Source organism: Paenibacillus sp. BK033 (assembly GCF_004345425.1).
Lineage (GTDB): Bacteria > Bacillota > Bacilli > Paenibacillales > Paenibacillaceae > Pristimantibacillus.
Genome location: NZ_SLVP01000010.1, coordinates 175,035 through 198,728 on the forward strand (window position 1 = coordinate 175,035; position 23,694 = coordinate 198,728).

The following is a 23,694-nucleotide window of genomic DNA, read 5'->3' on the forward strand; positions in this document are numbered from 1 at the left end:
CACCTGAGGGAGCTGCGTCGATTTGAACAGAAAAAGAAATTCATTTTTTCCGTTTCGCCATACTTTTACCATGTTCCGGAAACCGAGCATCGAAGATAATGAGGATGTAAAGCAACGGCCGGGCTGAACCGGGCAGGGATTTCGGTAGGATTCCCGCAGTGCCCGTACAGTCTCTGTACGCGGTATGCTGTCGGACTGGGTACGTACTTTACGCCAAGTTAAGGAGGTTCGAATCCTCCATCGTCCTCACGGAGACGATCATGGTTGAATTTAACTCGACTGCAAATCGAGTCCAATCCAATTATTCAAGTTGCCTTGGGAAAATGCTCAGCAGGCTTATACAGCTGCACCTTGCGCCGCAGCTTTGCAGTCCGCGGATACCGGACGGGAAGAAACCTGCGCGAAAGGCCGCTGCCAAAGGCACCGCGGACAGACCGGAAGCAAGAAAAGTCTGCCGCGCTGCCGTAGGAGCTGGCCGGCCGGCAGGTAAAATGCCGTTCTTAAGCGGGTCTCCGCCGCGGGTACGGGAGCATTTTCGCCAAACAACGCCCGAAATCAAAGGAGGTTATATACCTATGACTGCATATATAAACAAAATTACGATTCAAAACGATCAACGCGGGCTGCTGTTTAAGGACGGAAGCTATGTAAGGCTGCTGGGCCCTGGCAAACACCGCTTTCCGTTGTTCTCGAAAACGACGGTAACGATCATGGATGTCACCAAGCCGTTTGCGGTGCCTGGCAAGGAGCTGGTCTTGTTCCTGCATGACGAGAAGCTGCTTGAGGAGCTACATGTCATTGACGTTGCCGATGACGAATACGTGCTTCATTACGAGGACGGCAGATGCAGCAGCGTGTTGAAAGCCGGCAAGCATGCTTACTGGAAATCCGCCATCAAGCATACGTTCAATCGAATGAATACGCAAAGCCTTGTGCTGCCTGCTTCCTTAAACGCGGCTGACCTGATGAAGCTGAACGGTCTGTACAACACGTATGAAGTAGCCGGTCATGAGAGGGGCTTCCTGTTCTACGACAATAGGCTGCAGCGCGAGCTTGGTCCGGGTAAATACCGGTTCTGGCGTACGCCGGTGTCGGTTATCGTGCAGACGATGGATACTCGCCGGCAGCAGCTCGACCTGATCGGGCAGGAAATGATGACGGAGGATAAAGTGACGCTTCGCCTTAACTTTGTCAGCCAATACGTACTGCACAATCCATTGACGGCGCTTCAGATTAAGGGCTATGAAGAGCAGCTCTACATCCAGCTTCAATTGATTTTGCGGGAATACGTAGGGACAATGAAGCTGGATGAGCTGCTGCGCACGAAGCAAGAGATTGGGGCTTTCGTGCTGGAGAGGCTGGCGGCAAGGAGCGGGGAGTATGGAGTAACGTTCCTGAACGCGGGCGTGAAGGATATCATTCTGCCGGGTGAAGTAAAAGACATTATGAATACCGTGCTTCTGGCCGAGAAAAAAGCGCAAGCTAACCTTATCACGCGCCGGGAAGAGACGGCTTCCACGAGAAGCCTTCTGAATACGGCGAAGCTGATGGATGAGAACGCCACGCTGTACCGCTTGAAGGAGCTCGAGTTTCTGGAGAAAATTTGCGATAACGTCGGAAGCGTATCGCTCACGGGCGGAGGCAATCTGGTTGAGCAATTGAACCAGCTGCTTGGCGGCAAACGTTCGGGATAGGGAGGTGAGCATAATGGATGAGCAGTACCGGTTAAAAATCGAAGCCGAGCTTGCGCGCATGGAAGCGGAAGAGAATATCCGCATCCTCTATGCCTGCGAGTCCGGCTCACGGGCTTGGGGTTTCTCGTCCAAAGACAGCGATTACGATGTCCGCTTTCTTTACGTGCGGCCGGTGGAATGGTATCTGTCCGTTCGCGAGCGCCGGGACGTGATCGAGCGACCGATCAGCGATATGCTGGACATTAACGGCTGGGATCTCCGCAAAGCGCTGGCGCTGTTCAACAAGTCCAACCCGCCTTTGCTCGAATGGCTGCGGTCGCCAATCAGGTACAAGGAGCCCTATTCCACGGCGGAACGTATCCGCAGCTTGTCCGGAGCAACCTTTTCGCCTAAGTCCTGCATGTACCATTATCTTCATATGGCTAAGGGCAATTACCGGGATTATCTGCAGGGCGAAACGGTCCGGGCGAAAAAATATTTTTACGTGCTCCGTCCGCTGCTGGCTTGCGGCTGGATTGAGAAATATAACGCGATGCCGCCGATGTTATTCGAGGAGCTCGTGGAGGATTTGATTCCCGCCAATCGTGAGCTCCATAGCATTATTGCGCATCTCCTCATCCGTAAACGAGCCGGAGACGAGCTTCGTCTGGAGCCGCGTATCGGGCGGCTTAATGATTATCTGGAGGAGCGAATCGGTTATTTTGAGCAGGCGGCCGGAGCCTTGGACACGGCGGAAGGCTTGTCGGACGAACAGCTGGACCTGCTCTTTCGGGATGCCCTGCTGGAGGCATGGGGAACAGTAAGTGTATAATGGGGGCAGAGAAGGAGGGAAGCCGGATGCCAAGGGAAGTTCGGGTCAGCGAGCTCGCCGCGCTGAAAGAAATCGCGGAGATGCTCAACACGACCAATGACATGGATCAGATGCTCAGCGATGTGCTGGCGAAGCTGCTTGAAGTAACGGATTTTACGACGGGTTGGATTTTCCTGATCGATGACGACGTGCCGGGAAATACTTGCGCTGCCCATCATAACCTGCCTCCCGCCTTGACCGCCGGAAACTATGCGCTTATGTGCGGGGAGGACTGCTGGTGCGTGGAGCGCTACCGCCAGCGCAAGCTTACCCATGCCGTTAATATTATTGAGTGCAAACGCATTACGTATGCGGTAAGCCATCAGCTTGGCAGTACGGACGGCATTACCCATCATGCCACGGTACCGCTGAAGGCCGGCAAGGACCGGTTTGGGCTCCTCAATATCGCGCAGGCGGGCAAAGAGCATTTCAGCGAGGAGGAGCTGGCGCTGCTGCAGGCTGTTGCTCTGCAGATCGGGACGGCGATTAACCGGATTCGCCTGTACCAGACGCAAGAGCGGAACGCGGTGCTGTACGCCAAGCTAGGCGATGTGATCCAGCGGATTAACGGCGTCCAGGATGTTAATCAGCTGCCGATCAAGGCCGTTCAGTATATAGGAGACGCCTTCAGCTGGCCGAATGTCTCCTTGTTTATGTATGACGGACAGCAGCTGTCGCTCCGGGCTTTGTATTCGAACGGCCAACTGACCAAGGAGTGGCAGACGCTTGCGGTTGAAGCTGCCGGTCCGATTAAAGATTCGCTCAGGGACAACAGGATTGTTATCGAGTCGTCCTGCATGGAAGGCAATGAATTGGACTCCGTCGGCATTCCGCCTTACCGGTCGGCAGCTGCTATTCCGCTTCGCGTGCGCAACCGGACGATTGGCGTCATGTTCATCAGCAGTCCGGATCAGCGGCAGTTCGACGATCTTAACGAGGACTTTATGTACTCGCTGGGGGATCATTTTACGTTATGCGTGGAAAACCTCCGTATTTACGAGCACCGCAGCGAGCTTGCCCGGATGGAGGAGCGGAACCGCATGGCGCGGGATCTTCATGATTCCGTCGTGCAAAAGGTATTCTCCTTGTCCTTCCTCGCGAAAGGGGCGGAAAACGTGCTTGCCGGGCGCGATCCCGTCGTGCAGCGGTCGCTGAGCGAGATCCAGCAGCTGTCGCAGGAGGCGCTGAAGGAAATGCGCACGTTGATCTGGCAGCTGCATCCGGCAGGCCTCGAGAATGGGCTGCTGCCGGCGCTCAAGCAATACGGGCAAGGCCTGAACCTGACCGTCTATGACCGGACGGACGGGGTGCAGGAGCTGCCGCGCGCGATTGAAGAAGCGTTCTGGCGGATTGGCCAGGAGGCTCTGAACAATGTAAGGAAGCATTCCGGCAAGGAGACGGCCTATATCCGGCTGATTAAACAGCAGGACGGGGCGGCAGTGCTGGAGGTTAGGGACGAAGGGATCGGCTTTCAGGCTGACCGGAAAAAAGGACGCCAGACGATGGGGATGCGCTCCATGCGGGAGCGGGCGGAAACGCTTGGCGGCTCGCTGACGATTACGAGCGGACGGGGAACACCGACCATTGTCCGGGCAACGATTCCGCTGGAATCGGTACAAGCGCATTGCATGGAAGAGAAGGGAAGCAGCGGTGATTACTTAATATGAAGATCAAAATTTTACTCGCGGACGATCATCAGATCGTTTTGAAAGGAATATCGTTTTTTCTTGCGTTGCAGCCGGATTTCGAATTGGTCGGCGAGGCCCACAACGGCAAGGAAGCGGTCGAGAAGGCCGGCGAGCTTCAGCCGGATATCGTCCTGATGGATTTGAATATGCCGATTATGGACGGCATTGAGGCAAGCGCCTTAATCAAGGAGCAGCATCCGCATATCAAGGTTCTGGTGCTGACCAGCTTTGCCGACCAGAGTCATATCGTCCCCGCGCTGCAGACCGGCGCGATCGGTTATATGCTGAAGGATGTGGAGCCGGACCAGCTTGCCGAAGCCATCCGAAGCGCGTACAAGGGAAATATTCAGCTGCATCCGGATATTTCGCGCGCCCTGCTGAGCCGTCCGGAACGGGAACCGGAGCAAAGACCGGAGTCGGTTCTCCGGAGTTTGAATAAGGATAAGTCGCTGGAAGCTTTGACGCCAAGAGAGCTTGAAGTGCTGGAGCTGCTGACGAAGGGGCTGAGCAACAAAGATATTGCGCAAACGCTGGTTGTAGCCGAAAAAACGGTAAAGACGCATGTCAGCAGCATTTTAAGCAAGCTGGATTTGTCAGACCGCACGCAAGCCGCCCTGTTTGCGGCACCGCTCTTTCAGAATAAGGGGCAGATGGCTTAAGCGGGTCTCAGCCTATAGTCGTAAGACCAGTCTCGCTTTATTTTTCCGCCTATTTGCCGATGCTGGCGAAAGTAAAACTCTATAAAATAAAGACAGTTACAAAAAGTTAACCACACATTATTTTATGGAGGGAATTAATAAGATGAGTACTGTACTGTTCGTAAAAGCAAATGACCGCGGGGATATCGCTGTCAGCGTAAAACTGTATGAAGCCTTCCTCGCTAGCTATAAAGCAACTCACCCGCAAGACACTGTAATTGAGCTGGATCTGTTCAAGGAGGAGCTTCCTTACCTGAACGCCAACCTGATTAACGGCGGCTTCAAAGCGGCTCAAGGCCTTGAGCTGACTCCCGAAGAGCAAACTGCCGTAAGCATTGCGGACAAATACCTGAATCAATTTATCGCCGCAGACAAAGTCGTATTCGGCTTCCCGCTCTGGAACTTCACGATTCCTGCCGTTCTGCACACGTACATCGACTACCTGAACCGTGCGGGCAAAACATTCAAATATACGGCTGAAGGTCCTGTCGGCCTGCAAGGCGACAAAAAAGTGGCACTGCTGAACGCACGCGGCGGCGTATATTCCGAGGGTCCTTTCGCGGCAGCGGAAATGTCCCTGAACTATGTGAAGAACATCATGGGCTTCTTCGGCGTAACGAACTTCGAGACGGTTATCGTTGAAGGCCACAACCAATTCAGCGACAAAGCGGAAGCAATCATTTCCGAAGGCGTTGCAAAAGCGGAGAAAGTGGCAGCAAGCTTCTAATTTAGGTTTTTGAAAAGCGTAAAGAGTGTATAAGTGTAAAGTCCCATGTATTCCTTTTTAATAAAAGGGAATATGTGGGATTTTTACGTCTAGATGCGACAAATTTTGACAGATCCCCGTAGTGGCGTTAAAATAAATTGGGACTTAAGATGCATCTAGATGCTAGTGGCGGAGAGGGTAGCGGATGAGATGAACAAAGAGTTTTTTGCGGAAATGAGAAAAATCAGCCACGAGGACGAGCTTCGATCCAAGCTGCTGCTGCATGGCGTAAAAAGGATCCTGGAGGAGAAGCAGGAGAAGCGAAAGAGCGGCTTGCTTGGTTTTTTAAGAAGAAGAGCGGACAAACAATGACGGTGTACATACATATAGGCGGTCAGGCCCTTGGCCTGGCTGATTTTTTTATTCGTCAGCACACAAACCCTTTAAGCCTCTTCTTAGTATAAATATAACTATAACCAGAAGATCAGCTGCAAAGGAGTGAGGCGTATGTTCGAGACGATCCAAGTCGATATGATTCCCGCCGGCCGTAACAATCGTCCCGGCACTCCGATTAACGGCCCTTATTTTATTACCGTGCACGATACGGCGAATCCGGGAAAAGGCGCGAATGCCCTGATGCATGCCAAATATTTGAAAGGCGAGGCCGCCGAGGCTTTGCCGGTATCCTGGCATTTTACCGTTGACGATACGCGGGTGGTCCAGCATTTGCCGATAACGGAGCATGGCTGGCACGCGGGTGACGGGAGCCGGGGAGAGGGGAACCTAAGCGCCATCGGGATTGAAATTTGCGAAAACGAGGACGGCAATCGCGCGGAGGCCGAGGCTCGTGCCGCTAGACTGATTGGGGATCTGCTGTATAAGCTGAAGCTTCCGATCGCGGCGGTTGTTCAGCATAACCACTGGAGCGGGAAAAACTGCCCGCATCTTATAAGGGCCCGGAAGAACGGCTGGGAGAGCTTTCTAGACGGGGTCCGGAATCAGCTGAATGCTCACTTGGGGGAGGAAGATGTACCGATGACGGAAGCGGAAAGAAAGCAGTTCGAAGCGTTGGCAAGCCGTGTAGCCGAGCTGGAGGCGCAGCATAACATGAAGGTTCCCGCCTGGGCAAAACCGGCGGTAGACCGGGCCGTTGAGCTGGGGCTTATCGAAGCCCCCGCGGACGGAAACTCCCGCGATTTCTTTAGAATTCTGACGATTATCTATCGCAGAGGATTATTGAAGGATGAATAGCCGTTAATTGGAGGCGCGTAAACCCCTGGCCGGAGGAGGCCAGGGGTTATTGTCGTTTTATGCCTTACGAAACTTTTCGGGCATGGAGCTTGCGGCGCTTTTGCCTCAGCTTCGCCGTGACTACGGGTTTTAATTCCAGCCGATTCATAAGCTCCTCTTGCGTGAACGGCTTTTCCCTGCCCCATTGGATGACCTTGACCATATAGGGACTTTCGGGATTTTTCATATGGTAGAACCCGGGTATGCGCATAACCCTGGATAAGTTGGTGATCATCGGATCGGACTCGAAGGTTCGGGCTAACGCTTTTTGAATAGAGACGAATTTGCTTATGTCTCCGCCTTGCATGACCCAGTAGATGTGAAAACCGTTTTTCGTTTCGACGATCATCGTATCCTTGACGCGCTCTGCGTGTTTGTTCATGAATTGTTTTTTCAATTCGGCTACTCGTTGTCTTGTCCGCTGGGCTAAGAGCTGGTATTGGCCATTTTTGTTTTGCGTGAGCGTAATGGATTGAAGCCGTTCCGAAGGGTCGGAGAGAATGGATTCTATCTTCTGCTGGATCTGTTCTTTCGTTTTGCAGCGCGCGGTAATTTTGTTGAGGTCGACATCGATGAACTGTGCTCTGATCGCTTTGAACGGGCTGTCCTTCGCCGATTCCCGGCCGTTAATTTCCACGAAAACGGCATACCCCTTCTTATTAAGCCACAATACGTTAACGAGCTTGTTCCTTCTTGAAAAAAGCTTGATTTGGGGAACCCGCTTTTCCAAGGAACGAAAAGGCTTCCGCAAGGTAATTGCGGGAAGCTCGGTAGCAAAGCTATAGCCCCGGTTTTTGCCTTTGGCGTCAGAGACTAATAAGAAATGCAATTGATCGTCCGGCTTGCAGCCAAGTTTTTCAAGAAACCGGTAGGCGTGACCGGAATAGAGCTGAACAGGTCTGGAAACTTTCGCCCGGCTTTGCGTCATTCAACCACTTCTCCTTGTAAGCTCTCGTAACCTGGGAGGTTCGTATCTAAACAATCATATTCCCATAAGAGGTTATTCGTGTGGATAGGCCGTACCCATTTTTTAATTGGGAGCCCGGCGCAAGCTCTCGCGCAGTGTTAACGCAATCGCTTGCTCCTAGCCCAAGCTCTCGCAGTGCGACCCTAAAAAAGAAAAGCCGCCATGGAAGCAGGCGGCTTACATCATTCCTTTTCAAGAACCGGGTGCGAGCGCGGAGAGAGAGCTTGAGGCTGAGGAGCGTGAGCGACCGCCTTTGTTTTTGAATCTCGACAACTACAGTCAAATTCAGGAGATTCAAAAACAACAGCGGCCGAAGCCCAAGCTTTCTCGCAGTGCGACCCTGCGGTTCAACCAGAGTTAAACTGTATCCAAGTTACAGTTCAACCTAGATCAAAAGCACAAGAGAAGCCACAGCCTCACTCCTCGCCATCACCAGGTTCGCCCCTTTAGAACAACCACAGTTAAATGAGAGTCGTTTTTGGCTCATTAGAATCAAGCGCTTTCACAATGCCGCGTGCTAGAATGGAGAAAGAGATTCCTTATTTCATCAAGCATGGAGAGGGTGTAATCATGGTACGTATCGGTATCGTCGGTTTAGGAAACATGGGGACGGGGCATGCCCATTATTTGATTAAAGGCGGCGTCAAAGGCGCTGAACTGACAGCAGTATCCGACGTTCGTCCGGAACGTCTGGCAGAGGTGAAAGCAGAGTGGGGCGAGCACATCCAAGGCTTTTTGAGCCCGCAGGAAATGTTCGAATCCGGCGCGGTAGACGGCGTAATTATCTGTACGCCGCATTACGATCACCCGGAGCAGGCTGTCGCGGCATTAAACGCGGGACTGCATGTATTGATTGAAAAACCGGCAGGCGTCTATACTCGCTCTGTACGCGAGATGAACGATGCCGCCGCAAAAAGCGATAAAGTATTCGGCATCATGTACAACCAGCGCACGAATCCGCTGTACGCAAAGCTGAGAGAGCTGATTGCTTCCGGCGAGCTGGGCGAGATTCGCCGCACGAACTGGATTATTACGGACTGGTACCGTTCGCAAAGCTACTATAATTCCGGCGGCTGGCGCGCAACCTGGGCCGGCGAAGGCGGCGGCGTTCTGATTAACCAGGATCCGCATCAGCTGGATTTGTGGCAGTGGACAACGGGGCTTATGCCCAAACGCGTGCGCGCGTTTTGCCAATTCGGCAAACACCGCGATATCGAAGTCGAAAACGACGTTACGGCTTATGTCGAATACGAGAACGGCGCTACGGGCGTGTTCGTAACTTCGACGTTTGAATCGCCGGGTACGAACCGTTTTGAAATATCGGGCGACCGCGGCAAAATCGTGATCGAAGACAACAAGCTGACCTTCCATCGCCTGCGCGTGTTGGAATCCGAATTTAACGAGACGTATACGGGCGGATTCGGCCAGCCGGAATGCTGGAAGTTCGAGATTCCGATCACGGGCAGCGGAGGCAGCCACCAAGAAATTACGCAAAACTGGGCGGATGCGATTAACAAAGGAACGCCGCTCGTAGCGCCGGGGGAGGAAGGCATCAAGGGTCTCATGATCTCGAACGCGATGCTGCTGTCCACCTGGACGGATAACTGGGTAGATCTGCCGATCGACGAAGATCTGTTCTATGAGAAGCTTCAGGTGCAAATCGCCAAGTCCGATTCGAAGAAAAACGCCAACGAATACCGCACGCTGGACGTATCCGGCACGCACTAATCAGGAGGCCTGACAATGTCGAAAGCAAACGGAATGAATTACGCGCCTCATGGAAAGCCGCGTCCTGTCGTACAGCAAGGCGAATTTATTTTTGCCGCGATGTCGCTTGATCACGGTCATATATACGGCATGTGCAACGGCCTCCGCGAAGCGGGCGGCACCTTGAAATGGGTGTACGATCCGGATCCTGCCAAGGTGGAAGTATTTTGCCGCGCGTACCCGGAAGTGAAAGTCGCTCTTTCGCAGGAACAAATCTTTCAGGATCCCGAAGTGCGGCTGGTTGCCGCAGCAGCCGTAACGAACGAGCGCGGGCCGCTTGGCGTAAAAGCGATGAAGCACGGCAAGCATTATTTTACGGACAAAGCTCCGTTTACAACGCTGGATCAGTTGGCCGATGCCAAGAGAACCGCTTCCGAGACGGGCAAAAAATATTCGGTTTATTACAGCGAGCGCCTTCACGTGGAAAGCGCGGAATTTGCGGGGCAGCTTATTAAAGACGGCGCGATTGGCCGCGTTCTGCAGGTAATCGGCTTGGGGCCGCACCGCCTGAATGCGCGTATGCGTCCCGAATGGTTCTTCCAAAAGGAGAAATACGGCGGCATCCTGTGCGATATCGGCAGCCATCAGATCGAACAGTTCCTTTATTACTCTGGCGCCAAGGATGCTAAAGTGCAAAGCAGCAAGGTGGCTAACTATAATAACAAGCAGTATCCGGAGCTTGAGGATTACGGGGACGCTACTCTTATCGGAGATAACGGGGCGACCAACTACTTCCGCGTAGACTGGTTCACGCCTGACGGCCTGTCCACATGGGGAGACGGCCGGACGATGATTCTTGGCACTGACGGTTACATCGAGCTTCGCAAATACGTGGATATCGCCAGAAGCAATACGGGCGATCACCTGTTCCTCGTGAACGGCGAAGGCGAGCATAAAATCGAAGTGAAGGATCAAGTAGGCTTCCCTTACTTTGGAGCACTTATCCTTGATATCTTAAACGGCACGGATCTCGCGATGCCGCAGGAGCATACCTTTAAGGCTGCTGAGCTGTGCCTCGAAGCGCAGAGACAAGCTGTCAAAGTCGAATAGAACAATAAAAAGCGAAAGAGGGATTCTGATCATGAAGCTGTCCATCTTTACAGTAGCAACGCCCGAGCTTTCCCCCGAGGAATTGGTGCGCGTGGCAAGCGAGGCCGGCATCGACGGCATTGAATGGCGTTACAAGGAAGCTCCCGAGAATGCGTCCGAGCAAAAGCCGTCCTTCTGGGGGAACAACCTGTGTACGCTGCTTCCTTCCGGCGGGGAAGAAATGGCGGACCGGTTCCGCGAAATCGCGGCAGCGCAAGGCCTAAGCTCGATCAGCGTAACGCCGTATTTGACGGCAGGCGATTTGGAAGCAACGGAGGATGTACTCCGTAAAGCCAAACGAGTAGGCGCGCAATTTATTCGCCTTGGCGTTCCGGGCTATGACCGTTCCCGCCCGTTCGGCGAGCTGTTCACCTTGGCGCGCCGATATTTGAAGGATGCGGAAGGCTTATGCCGCCAATACGGCATCAAAGGGCTGGTGGAGACTCACCATCAGACAATCGCTCCAAGCGCATCGGCCGCTTACCGCCTTGTCGAAGGCCTTGATCCTTCCTTTATAGGCGTCCTGTACGATCCGGGCAATATGGTGCATGAAGGCTTTGAAAATTACCGAATGGGAATGGAGATTCTTGGTCCTTACCTCGCCCATGTCCATGTGAAGAACGCTGCCTTCGCAACCGACGGCATGGCCGAAGACGGAAGCGTGAAGTGGAAATCGGAATGGAGCGGCGTCAAGGAAGGCGTCGTGCCTTGGAAACAGGTTATTGCCGATCTGAAAGCGGTAGGTTACGACGGTTATCTCGGCGTGGAGGATTTCAGCGGACAATTCCCCGAGACTCAGCAAATGCTGAAGCATTTTGTATTGTACATGCGCGAGCTGCTGCAAGCCGAGGGTTAATATGCTGGATTTGCATTACTGGTCAGACCAGCCGATCGAGCCGTTTTTTCACTCCCATATGCATTACGAGGTTTATTACTTCCATGGAGGCAAATGCAATTATCTGATCGGCGACCAGATTTACGAGCTTGCACCGGGCGATTTGATCCTTATGTACGGCATGACGCTGCATTGCGCCAAGGCGGATCCGTCGAAAGAATATATCCGTTCGATCATCCATTTCGAGCCGACCTCGCTGCAGCCCTATCTCGAATTGCCGCATGCCCGCAATATTCTTCAGCCGTTTCAGCAGCTGAACAATTACCGGCTGCGTCTTCGGGGAGAGGATAAAGCGGAGGTGGAGCGGATTCTGGCCAGAATGGACGAATACCAGAAACGCGGCGATGCGGTTGGCGACAACCGCTTCCGGCTGGCGTTTGTGGATCTGCTCTATATGATCCTTGATCATTGCGAGCAGCCGCTTCTGAACCGCAACAGGCAGGAATACAGCTCCGAGAAGGAAGCGACGGTGCAGCGCATTATTTCGGTGCTGGAGGAAAATTATACCGAGGATCTGAACATGGAGCGGCTGGAAGAAAGGCTTCACTTAAGCAAATCTTATCTTTCCAAGCTGTTTAAAGAAGTAACAGGCGTTACGATCTTTCATTATATTTATACAAGAAGGATCAATGAGGCAAAAATCCTGTTCCTCATGCAGCCGGAGCTGTCCGTTACGGAGGTATGCTTCCGACTGGGCTTCAAGCATCTGGCTCATTTCAGCAGACTGTTCAAGCAGTATGCCGGCATGCCGCCGGAGCAGTTCCGAAAGCGCGAGCAAGTGCAGGTGTGATTCTCTAAACGGCTCGCGAGCTTCTGCATAAACTAATACCTTTGAACTAAACAACATGACAGCCGATCACAAGATCGGCTGTCATTTTTATTGAAGTGTTGAATCATTATCCGATGACAATTCGATCAGCAAGACCGCGTAAATCGCAGATTTTTTATGTTATGGGCTAATGTCGCTATTCAATCACGAAATACAACTTTGTACTCAATTATTTACTAGTTAACAATCATGAAACAAAACTGATTTATGCTAGTACGGAGTCGATTAAATAGAAAGAGGAGAGAGTGAAGTTGAAAAATAGGTTGCTTATAACCACTATTATTGCGCTAACTATGATGTTTAGTCTGGCTTACGGTGCCTGGGCTGCCTCTAATCCGCAGCTTAACGACAGCTCGAAACAAGCGGAACAGGATAATCACGGACAGTCCAAGAAAATAACTCCACTTGGCTTTTCGTCTAACGCAAGAACGTCGGATACCTTTTCGTTTAAGACATCTTCAACGATAGACGTATTGAACATGACAAGCGGCAGTGTTCCTTCTTATATTTCTATAAGTGATGGAACGAATAAACTGGATTTGTCTAAAGCTAAAATGAATGTACTAAAGGGCACGGACGGAATAGCCTACGCGATAACTAATTTACCAGCCGTTAATAAAGCTAAGTCGTACAGGCTGGAAATTAATCATTCTAAAATTACATTAAAAAAAACTGACTTTAAACCGGCCAATTCCTCCAACACGGATCTCCGAATGCTGAATAACGCTATTCACCTATCAAGCATCGACAACGCCAGAAGCACGATTTACATGATACCTCAATCTGATGTGGAACAATTGCTTGCTGAAATTGACTCAACCGACCATTCGATTCAGCAGTATTCGGTGACAGATCGTTCGGGAAACGAAAAGAAGCTGTCTGATGAGATCGTAAATACGGATAGACTAACTGTAGTTGCTGAAGATGGAACATCGAGGCATTTTACAATCGAACTATCCACTTTGAAGGCCAACCTGCAGCAATATACAATAGGTCAAACTCAAGATGTAATATTAGAATACTCAATCAATAGAACCACCCCGGAAAGAAAATATTTATACGGGACGTTAACCTTTCATTTGCCGGACGGAATAAGAGCCTCCTCAACGGATACGTTCGATTTAATTGGCCGAGGCTTCGTGCAATTAAATGATGCGGCTATCGCGGCCGCAAAAGACTATAACCATTCGGGAAGAAACTGGGCTAGAGATATTGATTCAAATGAAGATTTGCGAACCAAAGTGGAAATAACGGACGGGGGAAAGACGGTTTCTATAAAAAATACGGATTTTAGCGCCTACAATGGCGTTGACGTTACGCTTGTTCTGAAGAACAAGAAAATGCCAAGTCATGGCGGAACCTTCAGCGCAACCTTTAGCGGCACGGCTTATTCAGGGACACCTCGCGAAGCTGATTATACGGAAACAGGGAAGGCAAACTTCAATGTAACTTCTAATGTAACAAATTTAGTCAGAAAAGCTGCTGATGTGTCCTATAGCACTCCTACAACTGTTGTGCTGGAAGCGGACTCTTTGACTAAACAAGCGGATGTGTATGCAAGTTTAGACAAAGGTTTAACTTGGGTGAGAACAGGAGCCGTATTCAAATCTCAACAAGCGGTACTTACGAACCTAATACCGGAAACAAATTATTACTTTAAGCTGGTAACAGCCGATGGAAGCTCCAACATAGTAAGCTATTATTCAGGCAATTATGACGTAATGGACTATGGCGCGGTTGCTGACGCAAAAGTATCGGACAGCGAGGGCGGCATTATAAAATATACCGGATCGGACAACGCTGCTGCTATTAATGCAGCCATTATTGCAGCAAGCAAAAATGGCGGCGGAACGGTTTACTTCAAAGGAGACTCCAATTTCGCCTCTAACAGCATCCATTTAAGAAGCAACGTACATTTATATTTGGACAAAAATGCTCAACTTATCGCTTTAGACCATATCGATGCAAGAGAAGCCACTTTAAATTATCCATTTGCATTGGGGCAGGATGACGGCCATGGCTATTGGGAGGACGCTCTTTTGTGGGGGGTTCGCGTAGAGAATATCAAAATCATCGGCAATTCAGCCAAAATATACGGAAATATGAATTTATACACGGGCTATAGTGAACCTTATGTTCCTGGCAACGGAACAAAAACCATTTCGCTCAAACTATCGAAAAATATCGTGATCGGTGGAACGGATGAGGATCATGTTTTGACTATCGAGCAAGGCGGCTGGTTTTCTGTACTGACAACCGGCTGCGATAACATTCGGGTTCAGAATATCTTATTGCCTGACTCTGCATCCGGTCGTCAAAGAGACACCTTTAACTTTATGGAAAATAACAACGCGTCCGCTTATAACATTACAACATTGAAATCCAGTAACGACGTAGCCAAATTAGGAAGCGACTTTTCTTTAGGATTTATTAGGCATGTTTCCAACAACGATATCGAAAAAATTGTTGCCGGTGACATTGCAGGCGGAAATGTGTTCCAATTAGGCTCCGAAACCGTTGGAGATATGGAGAATATTACCGCGAAAAATTTAACGTTAACGACAAATGCGAATAAAACCGGCGTTGCGATCTGGGTTAACGACGGTTCAAACGTAAGTAACGTCACCTTGTCGGATCTGCATTTAGAAAACACTTCCGGCGGAATTGCGTTTGGCGTTTCACCTCGCTTTGAAGGCGCCGGGTTCGACGAAGACGGAAGTCTCCAAACCGCAAGGCTGCCTCAAGGAATAAGAAGACCCGGTTCGATTTCAAACGTAACGGTTGACGGGGCTGTTTTATCCAAGAACGCAGGGGGAGACGGAGCTTTTCCTATTGTGATTCAAGGCTATAAACGTTTTCCAAGCACCGGATCCGCAGGCCAGGTTGACGTTGGTTCCGTAGGATCGATTGTGGATGGGGAAACGTATCCCGTTCGTAATGTAACGATTAAAAACCTGGAGCTTACGGCATCCTATAATCCTGCCAAACCTGCTTCCAAGCCCGTTTTATCAAACACGACGGAAGTTATAGCCGAAGCTAAAAACGGGGGGAACTATCGAACATCGTCCTATTCAAATGCGAGCTCATTCCCTGCCTATGGCATACTTATGAAATACGTCGACCATGTCACGATTCAAGACAGTTCAATCCAATATGAGGACACGTTAAGAAATGACCGATTTGCGATTGTTGTGGACAATGGAACTGACGTTCATCTAAGTAACCTAAATATTCTGCAAGGCGGGTTAATCGGCAGTGCCGTACAAGTTAGAGGGAACTCCAGCTATAATTTTAGCCATATTGCTATTAAAACGTTCAATAAAAATTATAAAACGCAAACGGCAACGGTGTATCCTGACGCGAACGGCAGTACCAAGTTCGATAGTTCCGTCCAGGCAAATCTGTCACAGTCCTACGTATTCCCGAGCATTGCCACTGACAGAGCTGTAGATATTGCCTATACAAGCACGCATCTTAATTCCATTTCAAGCCGCGCAATTGTCATTAAGGCTGGAACTACGGCTGGCAATGTGTTAGACGAGTTAATATCCTTGAATGGTGTCCAGACGATTTCCGTTGTAGATGGTAGTGGCCATGCCGTTGCTTCAACCGAAGCTATTACAACCGATCATGGTCTTAAAGTGACTTCAGCCGATGGAACCCAAATGATCGTCTTGCCGTTTGCGATCGATAGTGCCGTTAACTCTGTTGCGGATCTAGGTCTTGTATTACTACATGAAGCCGCTTAAGCGCAAGGCGCTTGCCGGACTGCAGGATGACACGGTCGTTTAATCCCGGTTTAGAACCTTGATAAATCAAGGTTCTTTTTCATTTATATGTATTTACTTGTCGTTTTTATGGACATGAGAATCCATATTGCGCCTCCAAGTTATTCGTTTTACAGGAATTCTAACGGGAAAATAGTAGTTACATGCACCTCCATATCATTAACCCATTTTTCTATAAATAGTTTCCAGTCTAGCTAATAGTAGTTATTGGTCCATGCTGAAGAATAACAACTCACGTACACTGTACAATCTATATAGGAGGTGTCATGGTTGAGTTGTTCCGATACAAAAAAACGGTGCAAAAAGAAACCCATTATTGTATGCCATCCGAAAGGAAAGAAAAAGAAACGTCATCCGCATAAAAAGCATGTTTGCATAAAGTGTCCCCCGCTGAACGGACAGCAATTATTAAGAGGACTTGCTGACGCAATTGTAGATGCTGGGCCTCAAGGACTTGCGGGAGCACTTGGACCTCAAGGATTAACAGGACTTGTGGGAGCAATCGGCGCACTTGGACCTGAAGGATTAGCAGGAGCGCTTGGACCCCAAGGAGCAGCGGGCCTAGCAGGAGCGATTGGCGCACTTGGGCCCCAAGGAATCGCAGGAGCACTTGGACCCCAAGGAGTAGCGGGCCTTGTAGGAGCGATCGGTTCACTTGGACCTGAAGGACTTGCAGGAGCACTTGGACCCCAAGGAGCAGCGGGCCTTGCAGGAGCGATCGGTTCACTTGGACCTGAAGGACTTGCAGGAGCACTTGGACCCCAAGGATTAGCGGGGCTTGCAGGAGCAATTGGCGCAGCCGGATTGACGGGTCTAACAGGAGCAACGGGACCGGCGGGTCCAGCAGGACCTGTAGGGCCGGCTGGTGGAGTATTAGGCTTTGCAGATTTCTTTGCCTTGATGCCTCCTGACAATGCAGCAACTGTTGCTCCCAATACAGATGTGAGTTTTCCGCAAGATGGCCCAGTTAGTGGGACTGCGATAACCCGTATAAATGCGAGCTCATTTAACTTGGCTGCAATTGGCACCTATCAGGTTTTGTTTCAGGTAAATGTAAATGAAGCGGGCCAATTGCTTTTAACACTAAATGGTGCTGACCTAGCTTATACGGTGGTCGGACGTGCAACAGGAACAACTCAAATAGTAGGAATGGCGCTAGTGCAAACAACAGTCATTAATTCAGTACTCACAGTTCGAAATCCTGCAGGTAATTCCACGGCACTTACTATCACTCCATTAGCTGGAGGGACCAGGTCGGATTCCGCGCATCTTGTTATTATGCAGATCGCATAAAGGGTGATAATTGTATGCACCGGACAGAAGGGTAAAGAAAGGATGCTCTTTATTTCATATAGAGAGCATCCTGTTAGATTTTTGTTGGTATTGGTACATAAATGAGATGCCATGCTTCTAACAATGGTTATCTCAGCTGTCATTCTGTTTGAATTTTTTTTGAAACAACTCATCCAATAACATAATTTCCGCTTTTTGGCTGACAGCCAATAACGATAAACGATATCGCCCAGAGAGCTACCATTAACCGAGCTACCTTCTATGCCCATTATGAAGATAAGTATGCTTTGCTGGAAGAGATCACAGAACAGGCTTTTCGGGAAATGACGCCAAAAGAAGTGATGGATGCACTTGAATTTACAGATGAAGTATGTGATCAACTGATCTTGCTCACTTACCGCTACATCATGGATTTTTATCGGAAATGCAGAATGGATTCCAAATCGATGGCAACGATTGTAGTTGATAAAATAAAGAAAATGCTGCAGCAGACAATAGTAAGTATTGTATTGAAAGAGGATAACTTCCATAGAACGGATCGTTACCGTACAGAGATCATTTCGGCCATGACAGGCTCAGCAATTTATGGCGCAACACTTCATTGGTTAACGGTTGGGGAAAATGATCGGACCGATTTGCTTCTAAACATTGTTCGTCCCTATGTTATGAATAGTCTTAAGTTGAATGGCAACAATGGCTACATGGATGAGAATAATGGCTGCCATTCGAATTGATCTAAAAGAAGAGCAGGAGGGGCACTAGAAATTGTCAGATAAACGATACTATTTATCGAAAATGAGCATTTTTGATGTGCTGACTCCTGATGATTTAAATGAACTGGACCAAATAACACCGATGAAGCATTTTAATGCTCTGCCTAAAGGTAGTATCATACAGAAGCCGGATACTGCCCGAGACGGACTGTTCTTTATAAAAGAAGGGAAGGTCCGCTTATATAAAATGACTTCGGAAGGAAAACAATTCACGATAGTGATTTTGGGAAAAGGCAATGTCTTTGGTGAAATCGATACCTTTTCTTTTGGAACGAAAGGTTTTTACATCGAAACAATGGAGGAAACGTTAATATGTTCGGTGCCTAAACAAGAATTTGAAAACTTCCTAGCCGAACGTCCGTTGCTTGCCATGAAAATGTTGACCGAATTGAGCAAGGTGCTTAAGTTCAAGGATGAGATGCTCGAAAAGTTAGCCCTTGGCGATGTCCGTGACCGCATACTCTATCTATTGCTCAATCTTTCCGAACGATTCGGTGTCGAGGATGAGGGGAATATAAGAATTGACTTGCCGTTAACGCATCAGGATGTTGCGAATATGGCAGGTGCCACGCGCGAGGCGGTCTCCGTAATCTTAAGAACGCTTGCGAAGAACAATGTTATTCAGACCGGACGGAAATCGATTTCCATTTCACCCGTTAAAGTAGCGGAAATACTGGAGTTAACATATTCGTAGCAGCGCAAGCAACCGATGTTGATGCACCATTAGAAATAGAAATGCTGATTGGCTAAAACAAACGAAGTGGATCGCATGATGAGGGCATTGACGCGCCGAAACGGCAGGATAACGATGGAGAAACTGGGGAATGTTTAAACGTATGGAACTTGGTATTTTACCGTTTAAACCTATGACGGTGGCCTTCTGTAATTTACATTACAGAACAAGTGCAGCTTATTGAGCTAAGATGGCGACATACCAAGGAGGGATACGCAATGAACAGAATCGACAATCAACAGCAATTTCAAGATGAAATTGCGCAAGATAAATATACCATTATGAAATTCGACGCAACCTGGTGTCCGGATTGCAAAAATTTAGACCGATTTATCGGAGATATCGTGAGCGAGCATAAGGATAAATCGTTCTTTGCCGTTGATTCGGAACAATTCGATACGCTCGCGGAAAAATACGACGTACGAGGAATTCCAAGCTTGCTCGTATTCAGGAACGGTCAAAAATTGGATCATTTGCATAGTAAATTCGCGAAAACGCCGACTCAAATCAGAGAATATCTGAATAAGCTCGCTGTTTCCTCTGCAGGGAAGTAAACGAAGATTATGGAACAGAACAAAAAGAAATTATCAATATTATCTCGGATCAAGCTATTCGAATCGCTTCCATCGCACATTATCCATGAGATCGAACAGCTGGCTAATGAATCCAATCTGAATGCGTATCCTAAAAAAACCATTATTCAAACGCCTGGTACCGAGAAGACTGGATTGAGCTTCGTAATCGCCGGCAAGCTTCGATCCTATAAAACCGATTCGGACGGTAAACAATATACGGTTTGCATCCTTAGCGACGGCGGAATGTTCGGTGAAGTTGAATCGTTTTCTCTCGGCATAGGCGGAACTTACGTAGAGACGATGGAGGAAACGATGATTTATTCGATCCCGGCTGAACAATTCGAGCCGCTTTTGAGCAAGTATTCCGAACTTGCATTACGATTTTTATCGGAAATGAGTAAGAGATTACGAGAGCAGGCTGAATTAGCGGAAAAACTTGTTTTTAGAAATCTTCGAGGAAAAGTGTTGTACTTTTTAAACCGGCTATCCAAAAAATTCAGCATTGAAGAAAATGGATATCTGAAAATCGATATCCCGCTTACTCATCAAGAATTGGCGAATATGATCGGTGCAACACGAGAAGCGGTGTCACTCACCTTACAAGAACTATCGAACGAAGGTATTATCGTTACCAGCCGAAGGATGGTTATGATTCATATCGAAAAAGTCATGAAAGAATTATCTTGATTTGTATGATGGGGAAATTTCCCTCTTATTGCTTCATGTTTAGGTAATCTATATTACTGAGGAATTATTCATCTAGGATTATGATTAATTCATCCTTTCGGAGAGTTGGGGAAAGGAGTCATACCTGATTATCGTTCATCCGTTAGGCCAATACGATATGCGCTCACGGAAATGCGGTACATCTAACTAGCCTAAAGGAGGAATAAAACATGTCCAGTCAGCTAGTCCAACTAAAGCAATAGCTGGCCGGAAGAATTTTTCGAACCTTAGAGACTTAGTGATTTTTTGGAGAAAATAACTTTTTGACATTAAAGGAGATACTTTTCATGACAACACCTAAAAAACTTCTTTCCACATATAATCTAGGAAATCTCACCTTGAAAAACCGAGTAGTACTTGCCCCGATGACTCGCATTTCTGCCGAAAAGAATGGTAATGCAACCGATAGAATGGCGAGATATTATGAAAGCTTTGCTGCGGGTGGATTTGGTCTTGTGATTACCGAAGGAACATACCCAGATGAAGAATACAGTCAAGCGTATATTGGGGAGCCAGGAATCGCAAATGCTGAACATGTCAGAGCATGGAAACAAGTAACTGAAGCTGTTCATGCTAAGGGTGGTAAAATAATATTGCAAATTGCCCATGCTGGTGCTCTTTCTATGGGTAATGTTTATAAAAAAGGGACAGTGGCTCCTTCGGCTGTTAAGCCATTAGGTGAGCAATCACCAGCATTCGGAGGTGAAGGCGAGTATTTAACGCCGAAAGAACTTAGACTGGAAGAAATCAAAGCTATCATAGCCGGTTTTGCGGAAGCAGCTTTAAGAGCCGAACAAGCAGGCTTCGACGGGGTAGAGGTTCACGCGGCAAGCGGTTATTTATTGGACGAATTTTTGACGGATTTCACAAATCTGCGTCAAGATGAATATGGCGGATCAACGGAGAACCGTGTACGTTTTGTAACCGAAATTATTAAAGCCGTCAAGGAGAAAGTTGGTCAACGCCTTGTTGTCGGCGTTCGAATATCGCAGGCTAAAGCCAATTACTTCGTGCACAAGTGGGCGAACGGTGAAGAAGATGCCCGAATCATTTTCGAAGCCATTGGCGCAGAAAGGCCCGATTATATCCACATCACGGAATATAATGCCCTTTTACCTGCCTTCGGGGATAGCGGTTCAACACTAGCTGAATTAGCGAAAAAATATGGAAATACGACAGTTATTGCTAATGGGCAACTGGATCAGCCAGAGGATGCCGAAAGGGCGCTGGAGGCAGGCTCAGATTTGATTTCACTAGGAAAAGCCGCACTAGCTAATCATGACTGGGTGTTCAAAGCAGAGAATGGTCTTCCGATTGAATCATCTTTAGATAATATTCTGGCTCCTACACCTAATCTAAAGGACCAAGAATTATATGGGCATGCGGAGTAAAGAATATCCTGATTGAGGAACAATAACGAGTAAAATGAGGATTTGCACAAAATAGATTTCGTGAAAATGAAATAAAGATATGAGGACAGGCCGCGGTGCGGGACATGCCTCGTAATCACTTTTGTTATATTGTGACTCGGAGAAAAAGGAAACGGACTAGCGTAATATCGAACGCTAGTCCGTTTCATTTTGTTCATTTTTCCCCTTTTTGAGCTGCTTTCGCTCAACATGGGCCACTCCCCATTGATGCAAGGTTTCCAAAATGGGAGACAGGCTCATACCGTATTCCGTGATGGAGTATTCTACTTTCGGCGGGATTTGCGGATAAATGACTCGAGTAACAATCTCTTCCTCTTCCAATTCGCGCAGATGGAGCGTAAGCATCCTTTGAGTGATATCGGGCAGCAATCTTCTTAGCTCATTGAACCGCAAAGGTTTACCTTGAAGCAAATGATAAAGGATAATCGGCTTCCATTTGCCGACGATCGAATCCAACGCTACAACGAATTGACATTGGACAGGGTTCTTTTGCATACATAGGCCTCCGTTTACAGTACCTTTTTTAATACTATACCACATTATTGTGCGTACTTAAAATATGTAAGTATATATAATATGATTATCCTTGAAAGTATAACTGATTACAGAAGGGAAGTTTTGGTTCATGGCAACCTTATTGTACATCACCGCACACCCTCTCGATCCTCAATCATCGTATAGCCTCGCGGTAGGCAAAGAGTTTATCGAGGCGTACCGCAAGGCAAACCCGGGAGATAAAGTTATTCATTTGGATCTCTACAAAGAGAATATTCCGCAATTTGATGCTGATGTTTTAAGAGGTTGGGAAAAACTTCGGTCGGGTTCATCTTTCGATCAACTGACTGATGATGAGAAGTCAAAAGTAGCTTGTCTTGAAGCGGTTGTTGATCAATTCGTTGCTGCCGATAAGTATGTATATGTTTCCCCGATGTGGAATTTCTCGATCCCACCGGTTTTGAAAGCATACACTGATGCGACTTCAATTCCGGGTAAGACTTTTAGGTATACCGAAAACGGTCCTGAAGGTTTGTTGACCGGTAAGAAAGTCTTACACATTCAAGCCAGTGGTTCTGTTTATTCGGAAGGTCCTTTAGCTCCACTTGAAATGGGATACAGCTATCTAAATAAGGTTTTACAGTTCTATGGGATTCAATCTATTGAGGCAATTTTTATTGAAGGAACGGCATTAACATCACAGAAGCAAGCTCCAGCAATTAAAGAAAAAGCAATTGCACATGCTAAGGAGGTTGCCAGAAGTTTCTAATAGGGCGGCGTTCTCAAACCGGAATCCATAAGAGCAAATCGATCAAAAGTGAAGTAATGCTGCGAAGCTGATTCCGACTACGTGTCTGTGGGCTCCATACCAACGATGACGCTGTTAAGTTTTTAGGATTTGTAAAGATCTGAATCCGATGTGCGAACAAATTAAACCCTTCACGATGGTTACCGAACTCGTTCCCAAAGCAAAGCAATTCCTCGAAAGCTGACCGCGAGAGCTACATGGACTTCTTGTACCCTATCTATGCCGATAACCAAGTGATTAACGGTAATGTTTCAATGAGTTGATATACAGAGGAGCTCGTTTTTGTTCAAACTCCAAATTATTCGTTATACAGGAATACGAAAGGGCAGCATTCCTATAATGAAGAAATACGAGGTTTGAGAAACAAAAAGACTCCTTGGTATGATGTTAATGGGTCCACGACGCTGGCCAGCTACCGGATCCAAAAACAAGCCAAGGAGACTACAAGATGAATTCTACTCAAAATGAACGCATTAATCAAATCACTTCTTCTACCTTAATTGTCGGTGTAGACATCGCTAAATTTAAACACGTCGCTCGAGCACAAGACTACCGCGGAGTGGAGTTTGGGAAGCCCATTACGTTTGAGAACAATCGAGA

At 48.3% G+C, this 23,694-nt stretch carries 22 protein-coding genes and 1 pseudogene; 21 read left to right on the top strand and 2 right to left on the bottom strand.

Annotated elements, in window-relative coordinates; genetic code table 11:
• The first annotated feature begins 264 nt into the window (after positions 1-264).
• The 8 genes from EV294_RS25735 to EV294_RS25765 all read left to right on the top strand — a co-directional run bounded on the left by EV294_RS25735 (position 265) and on the right by EV294_RS25765 (position 6,887).
• Positions 265-468, top strand: a complete 204-nt coding sequence (locus EV294_RS25735) for a hypothetical protein (protein WP_132312110.1) — start codon at positions 265-267, stop codon at positions 466-468.
• A 107-nt stretch (positions 469-575) separates the two neighbouring features.
• A complete protein-coding gene (locus tag EV294_RS25740; protein WP_132312112.1) occupies positions 576-1,694 on the top strand; it encodes a slipin family protein in 1,119 nt (372 codons plus the stop codon).
• A gap of 13 nt (positions 1,695-1,707) precedes the next feature.
• Positions 1,708-2,505, top strand: a complete 798-nt coding sequence (locus EV294_RS25745) for a nucleotidyltransferase domain-containing protein (protein ID WP_132312114.1) — start codon at positions 1,708-1,710, stop codon at positions 2,503-2,505.
• A gap of 26 nt (positions 2,506-2,531) precedes the next feature.
• Positions 2,532-4,211 carry a GAF domain-containing sensor histidine kinase gene (locus EV294_RS25750; RefSeq protein ID WP_132312116.1) on the top strand — a complete coding sequence of 560 codons (1,680 nt, stop codon included), beginning with the start codon at positions 2,532-2,534 and terminating at the stop codon, positions 4,209-4,211.
• On the top strand, positions 4,208-4,891 hold the full coding sequence (locus EV294_RS25755; protein ID WP_132312118.1) for a response regulator: 684 nt from the start codon (positions 4,208-4,210) through the stop codon (positions 4,889-4,891). The genes EV294_RS25750 and EV294_RS25755 overlap by 4 nt, the downstream gene beginning before the upstream one ends.
• 142 nt (positions 4,892-5,033) lie before the next feature.
• Entirely contained in the window at positions 5,034-5,657 is a 624-nt protein-coding gene (locus tag EV294_RS25760) for an FMN-dependent NADH-azoreductase (RefSeq protein ID WP_132312120.1), read from the top strand.
• A gap of 189 nt (positions 5,658-5,846) precedes the next feature.
• Positions 5,847-6,008: a hypothetical protein gene (locus EV294_RS30445; RefSeq protein WP_165930807.1), complete on the top strand. Its 162-nt coding sequence runs from the start codon at positions 5,847-5,849 to the stop codon at positions 6,006-6,008.
• 135 nt (positions 6,009-6,143) lie between these two features.
• Positions 6,144-6,887, top strand: a complete 744-nt coding sequence (locus EV294_RS25765; protein ID WP_132312122.1) for a peptidoglycan recognition protein family protein — start codon at positions 6,144-6,146, stop codon at positions 6,885-6,887.
• Positions 6,888-6,951: 64 nt separating this feature from the next.
• Here the strand turns inward: EV294_RS25765 and EV294_RS25770 are convergent, their stop codons facing one another.
• On the bottom strand, positions 6,952-7,854 hold the full coding sequence (locus EV294_RS25770; protein ID WP_132312124.1) for a DNA-primase RepB domain-containing protein: 903 nt from the start codon (positions 7,852-7,854) through the stop codon (positions 6,952-6,954).
• Positions 7,855-8,463: 609 nt separating this feature from the next.
• Between EV294_RS25770 and EV294_RS25775 the strand changes: the two genes are divergently transcribed.
• From EV294_RS25775 to EV294_RS25825, 11 genes are all read left to right on the top strand, one after another.
• Entirely contained in the window at positions 8,464-9,621 is a 1,158-nt protein-coding gene (locus EV294_RS25775) for a Gfo/Idh/MocA family protein (RefSeq protein WP_132312126.1), read from the top strand.
• 15 nt (positions 9,622-9,636) lie between these two features.
• Positions 9,637-10,710 carry a Gfo/Idh/MocA family protein gene (locus EV294_RS25780; RefSeq protein ID WP_132312128.1) on the top strand — a complete coding sequence of 358 codons (1,074 nt, stop codon included), beginning with the start codon at positions 9,637-9,639 and terminating at the stop codon, positions 10,708-10,710.
• Between the two features lie 31 nt (positions 10,711-10,741).
• Positions 10,742-11,605, top strand: coding sequence for a sugar phosphate isomerase/epimerase family protein (locus tag EV294_RS25785; protein WP_132312130.1), 864 nt, complete (start codon positions 10,742-10,744; stop codon positions 11,603-11,605).
• Position 11,606: 1 nt separating this feature from the next.
• Positions 11,607-12,434, top strand: coding sequence for an AraC family transcriptional regulator (locus EV294_RS25790; protein ID WP_132312132.1), 828 nt, complete (start codon positions 11,607-11,609; stop codon positions 12,432-12,434).
• A 290-nt stretch (positions 12,435-12,724) separates the two neighbouring features.
• Positions 12,725-16,222, top strand: coding sequence for a hypothetical protein (locus tag EV294_RS25795; RefSeq protein WP_132312134.1), 3,498 nt, complete (start codon positions 12,725-12,727; stop codon positions 16,220-16,222).
• Between the two features lie 300 nt (positions 16,223-16,522).
• Entirely contained in the window at positions 16,523-17,554 is a 1,032-nt protein-coding gene (locus EV294_RS25800; protein ID WP_243711799.1) for a collagen-like domain-containing protein, read from the top strand.
• A 224-nt stretch (positions 17,555-17,778) separates the two neighbouring features.
• Positions 17,779-18,288, top strand: a complete 510-nt coding sequence (locus tag EV294_RS25805) for a TetR/AcrR family transcriptional regulator (protein ID WP_279513611.1) — start codon at positions 17,779-17,781, stop codon at positions 18,286-18,288.
• Positions 18,289-18,319: 31 nt separating this feature from the next.
• The gene (locus EV294_RS25810) at positions 18,320-19,021 is read left to right on the top strand and encodes a Crp/Fnr family transcriptional regulator (protein ID WP_132312140.1); all 702 of its coding nucleotides are present in this window, start codon (positions 18,320-18,322) and stop codon (positions 19,019-19,021) included.
• Positions 19,022-19,278: 257 nt separating this feature from the next.
• Positions 19,279-19,614 (top strand): thioredoxin family protein, encoded by a 336-nt coding sequence (locus tag EV294_RS25815; RefSeq protein WP_132312142.1) that lies wholly within the window; start codon positions 19,279-19,281, stop codon positions 19,612-19,614.
• Positions 19,615-19,623: 9 nt separating this feature from the next.
• Positions 19,624-20,322 (top strand): Crp/Fnr family transcriptional regulator, encoded by a 699-nt coding sequence (locus EV294_RS25820; RefSeq protein WP_132312144.1) that lies wholly within the window; start codon positions 19,624-19,626, stop codon positions 20,320-20,322.
• A gap of 326 nt (positions 20,323-20,648) precedes the next feature.
• On the top strand, positions 20,649-21,752 hold the full coding sequence (locus EV294_RS25825; RefSeq protein WP_132312145.1) for an oxidoreductase: 1,104 nt from the start codon (positions 20,649-20,651) through the stop codon (positions 21,750-21,752).
• A gap of 174 nt (positions 21,753-21,926) precedes the next feature.
• On the opposite strand, the gene EV294_RS25830 is transcribed toward EV294_RS25825, so the two are convergent.
• Positions 21,927-22,286, bottom strand: a complete 360-nt coding sequence (locus tag EV294_RS25830) for a winged helix-turn-helix transcriptional regulator (protein WP_132312146.1) — start codon at positions 22,284-22,286, stop codon at positions 21,927-21,929.
• A 130-nt stretch (positions 22,287-22,416) separates the two neighbouring features.
• Here EV294_RS25830 and EV294_RS25835 point away from each other — a divergent pair, with 130 nt between their 5' ends.
• Positions 22,417-23,055 carry an NAD(P)H-dependent oxidoreductase gene (locus EV294_RS25835; protein ID WP_132312147.1) on the top strand — a complete coding sequence of 213 codons (639 nt, stop codon included), beginning with the start codon at positions 22,417-22,419 and terminating at the stop codon, positions 23,053-23,055.
• A 487-nt stretch (positions 23,056-23,542) separates the two neighbouring features.
• A pseudogene (locus tag EV294_RS30820) lies at positions 23,543-23,694 on the top strand (IS110 family transposase); the annotation flags it as partial.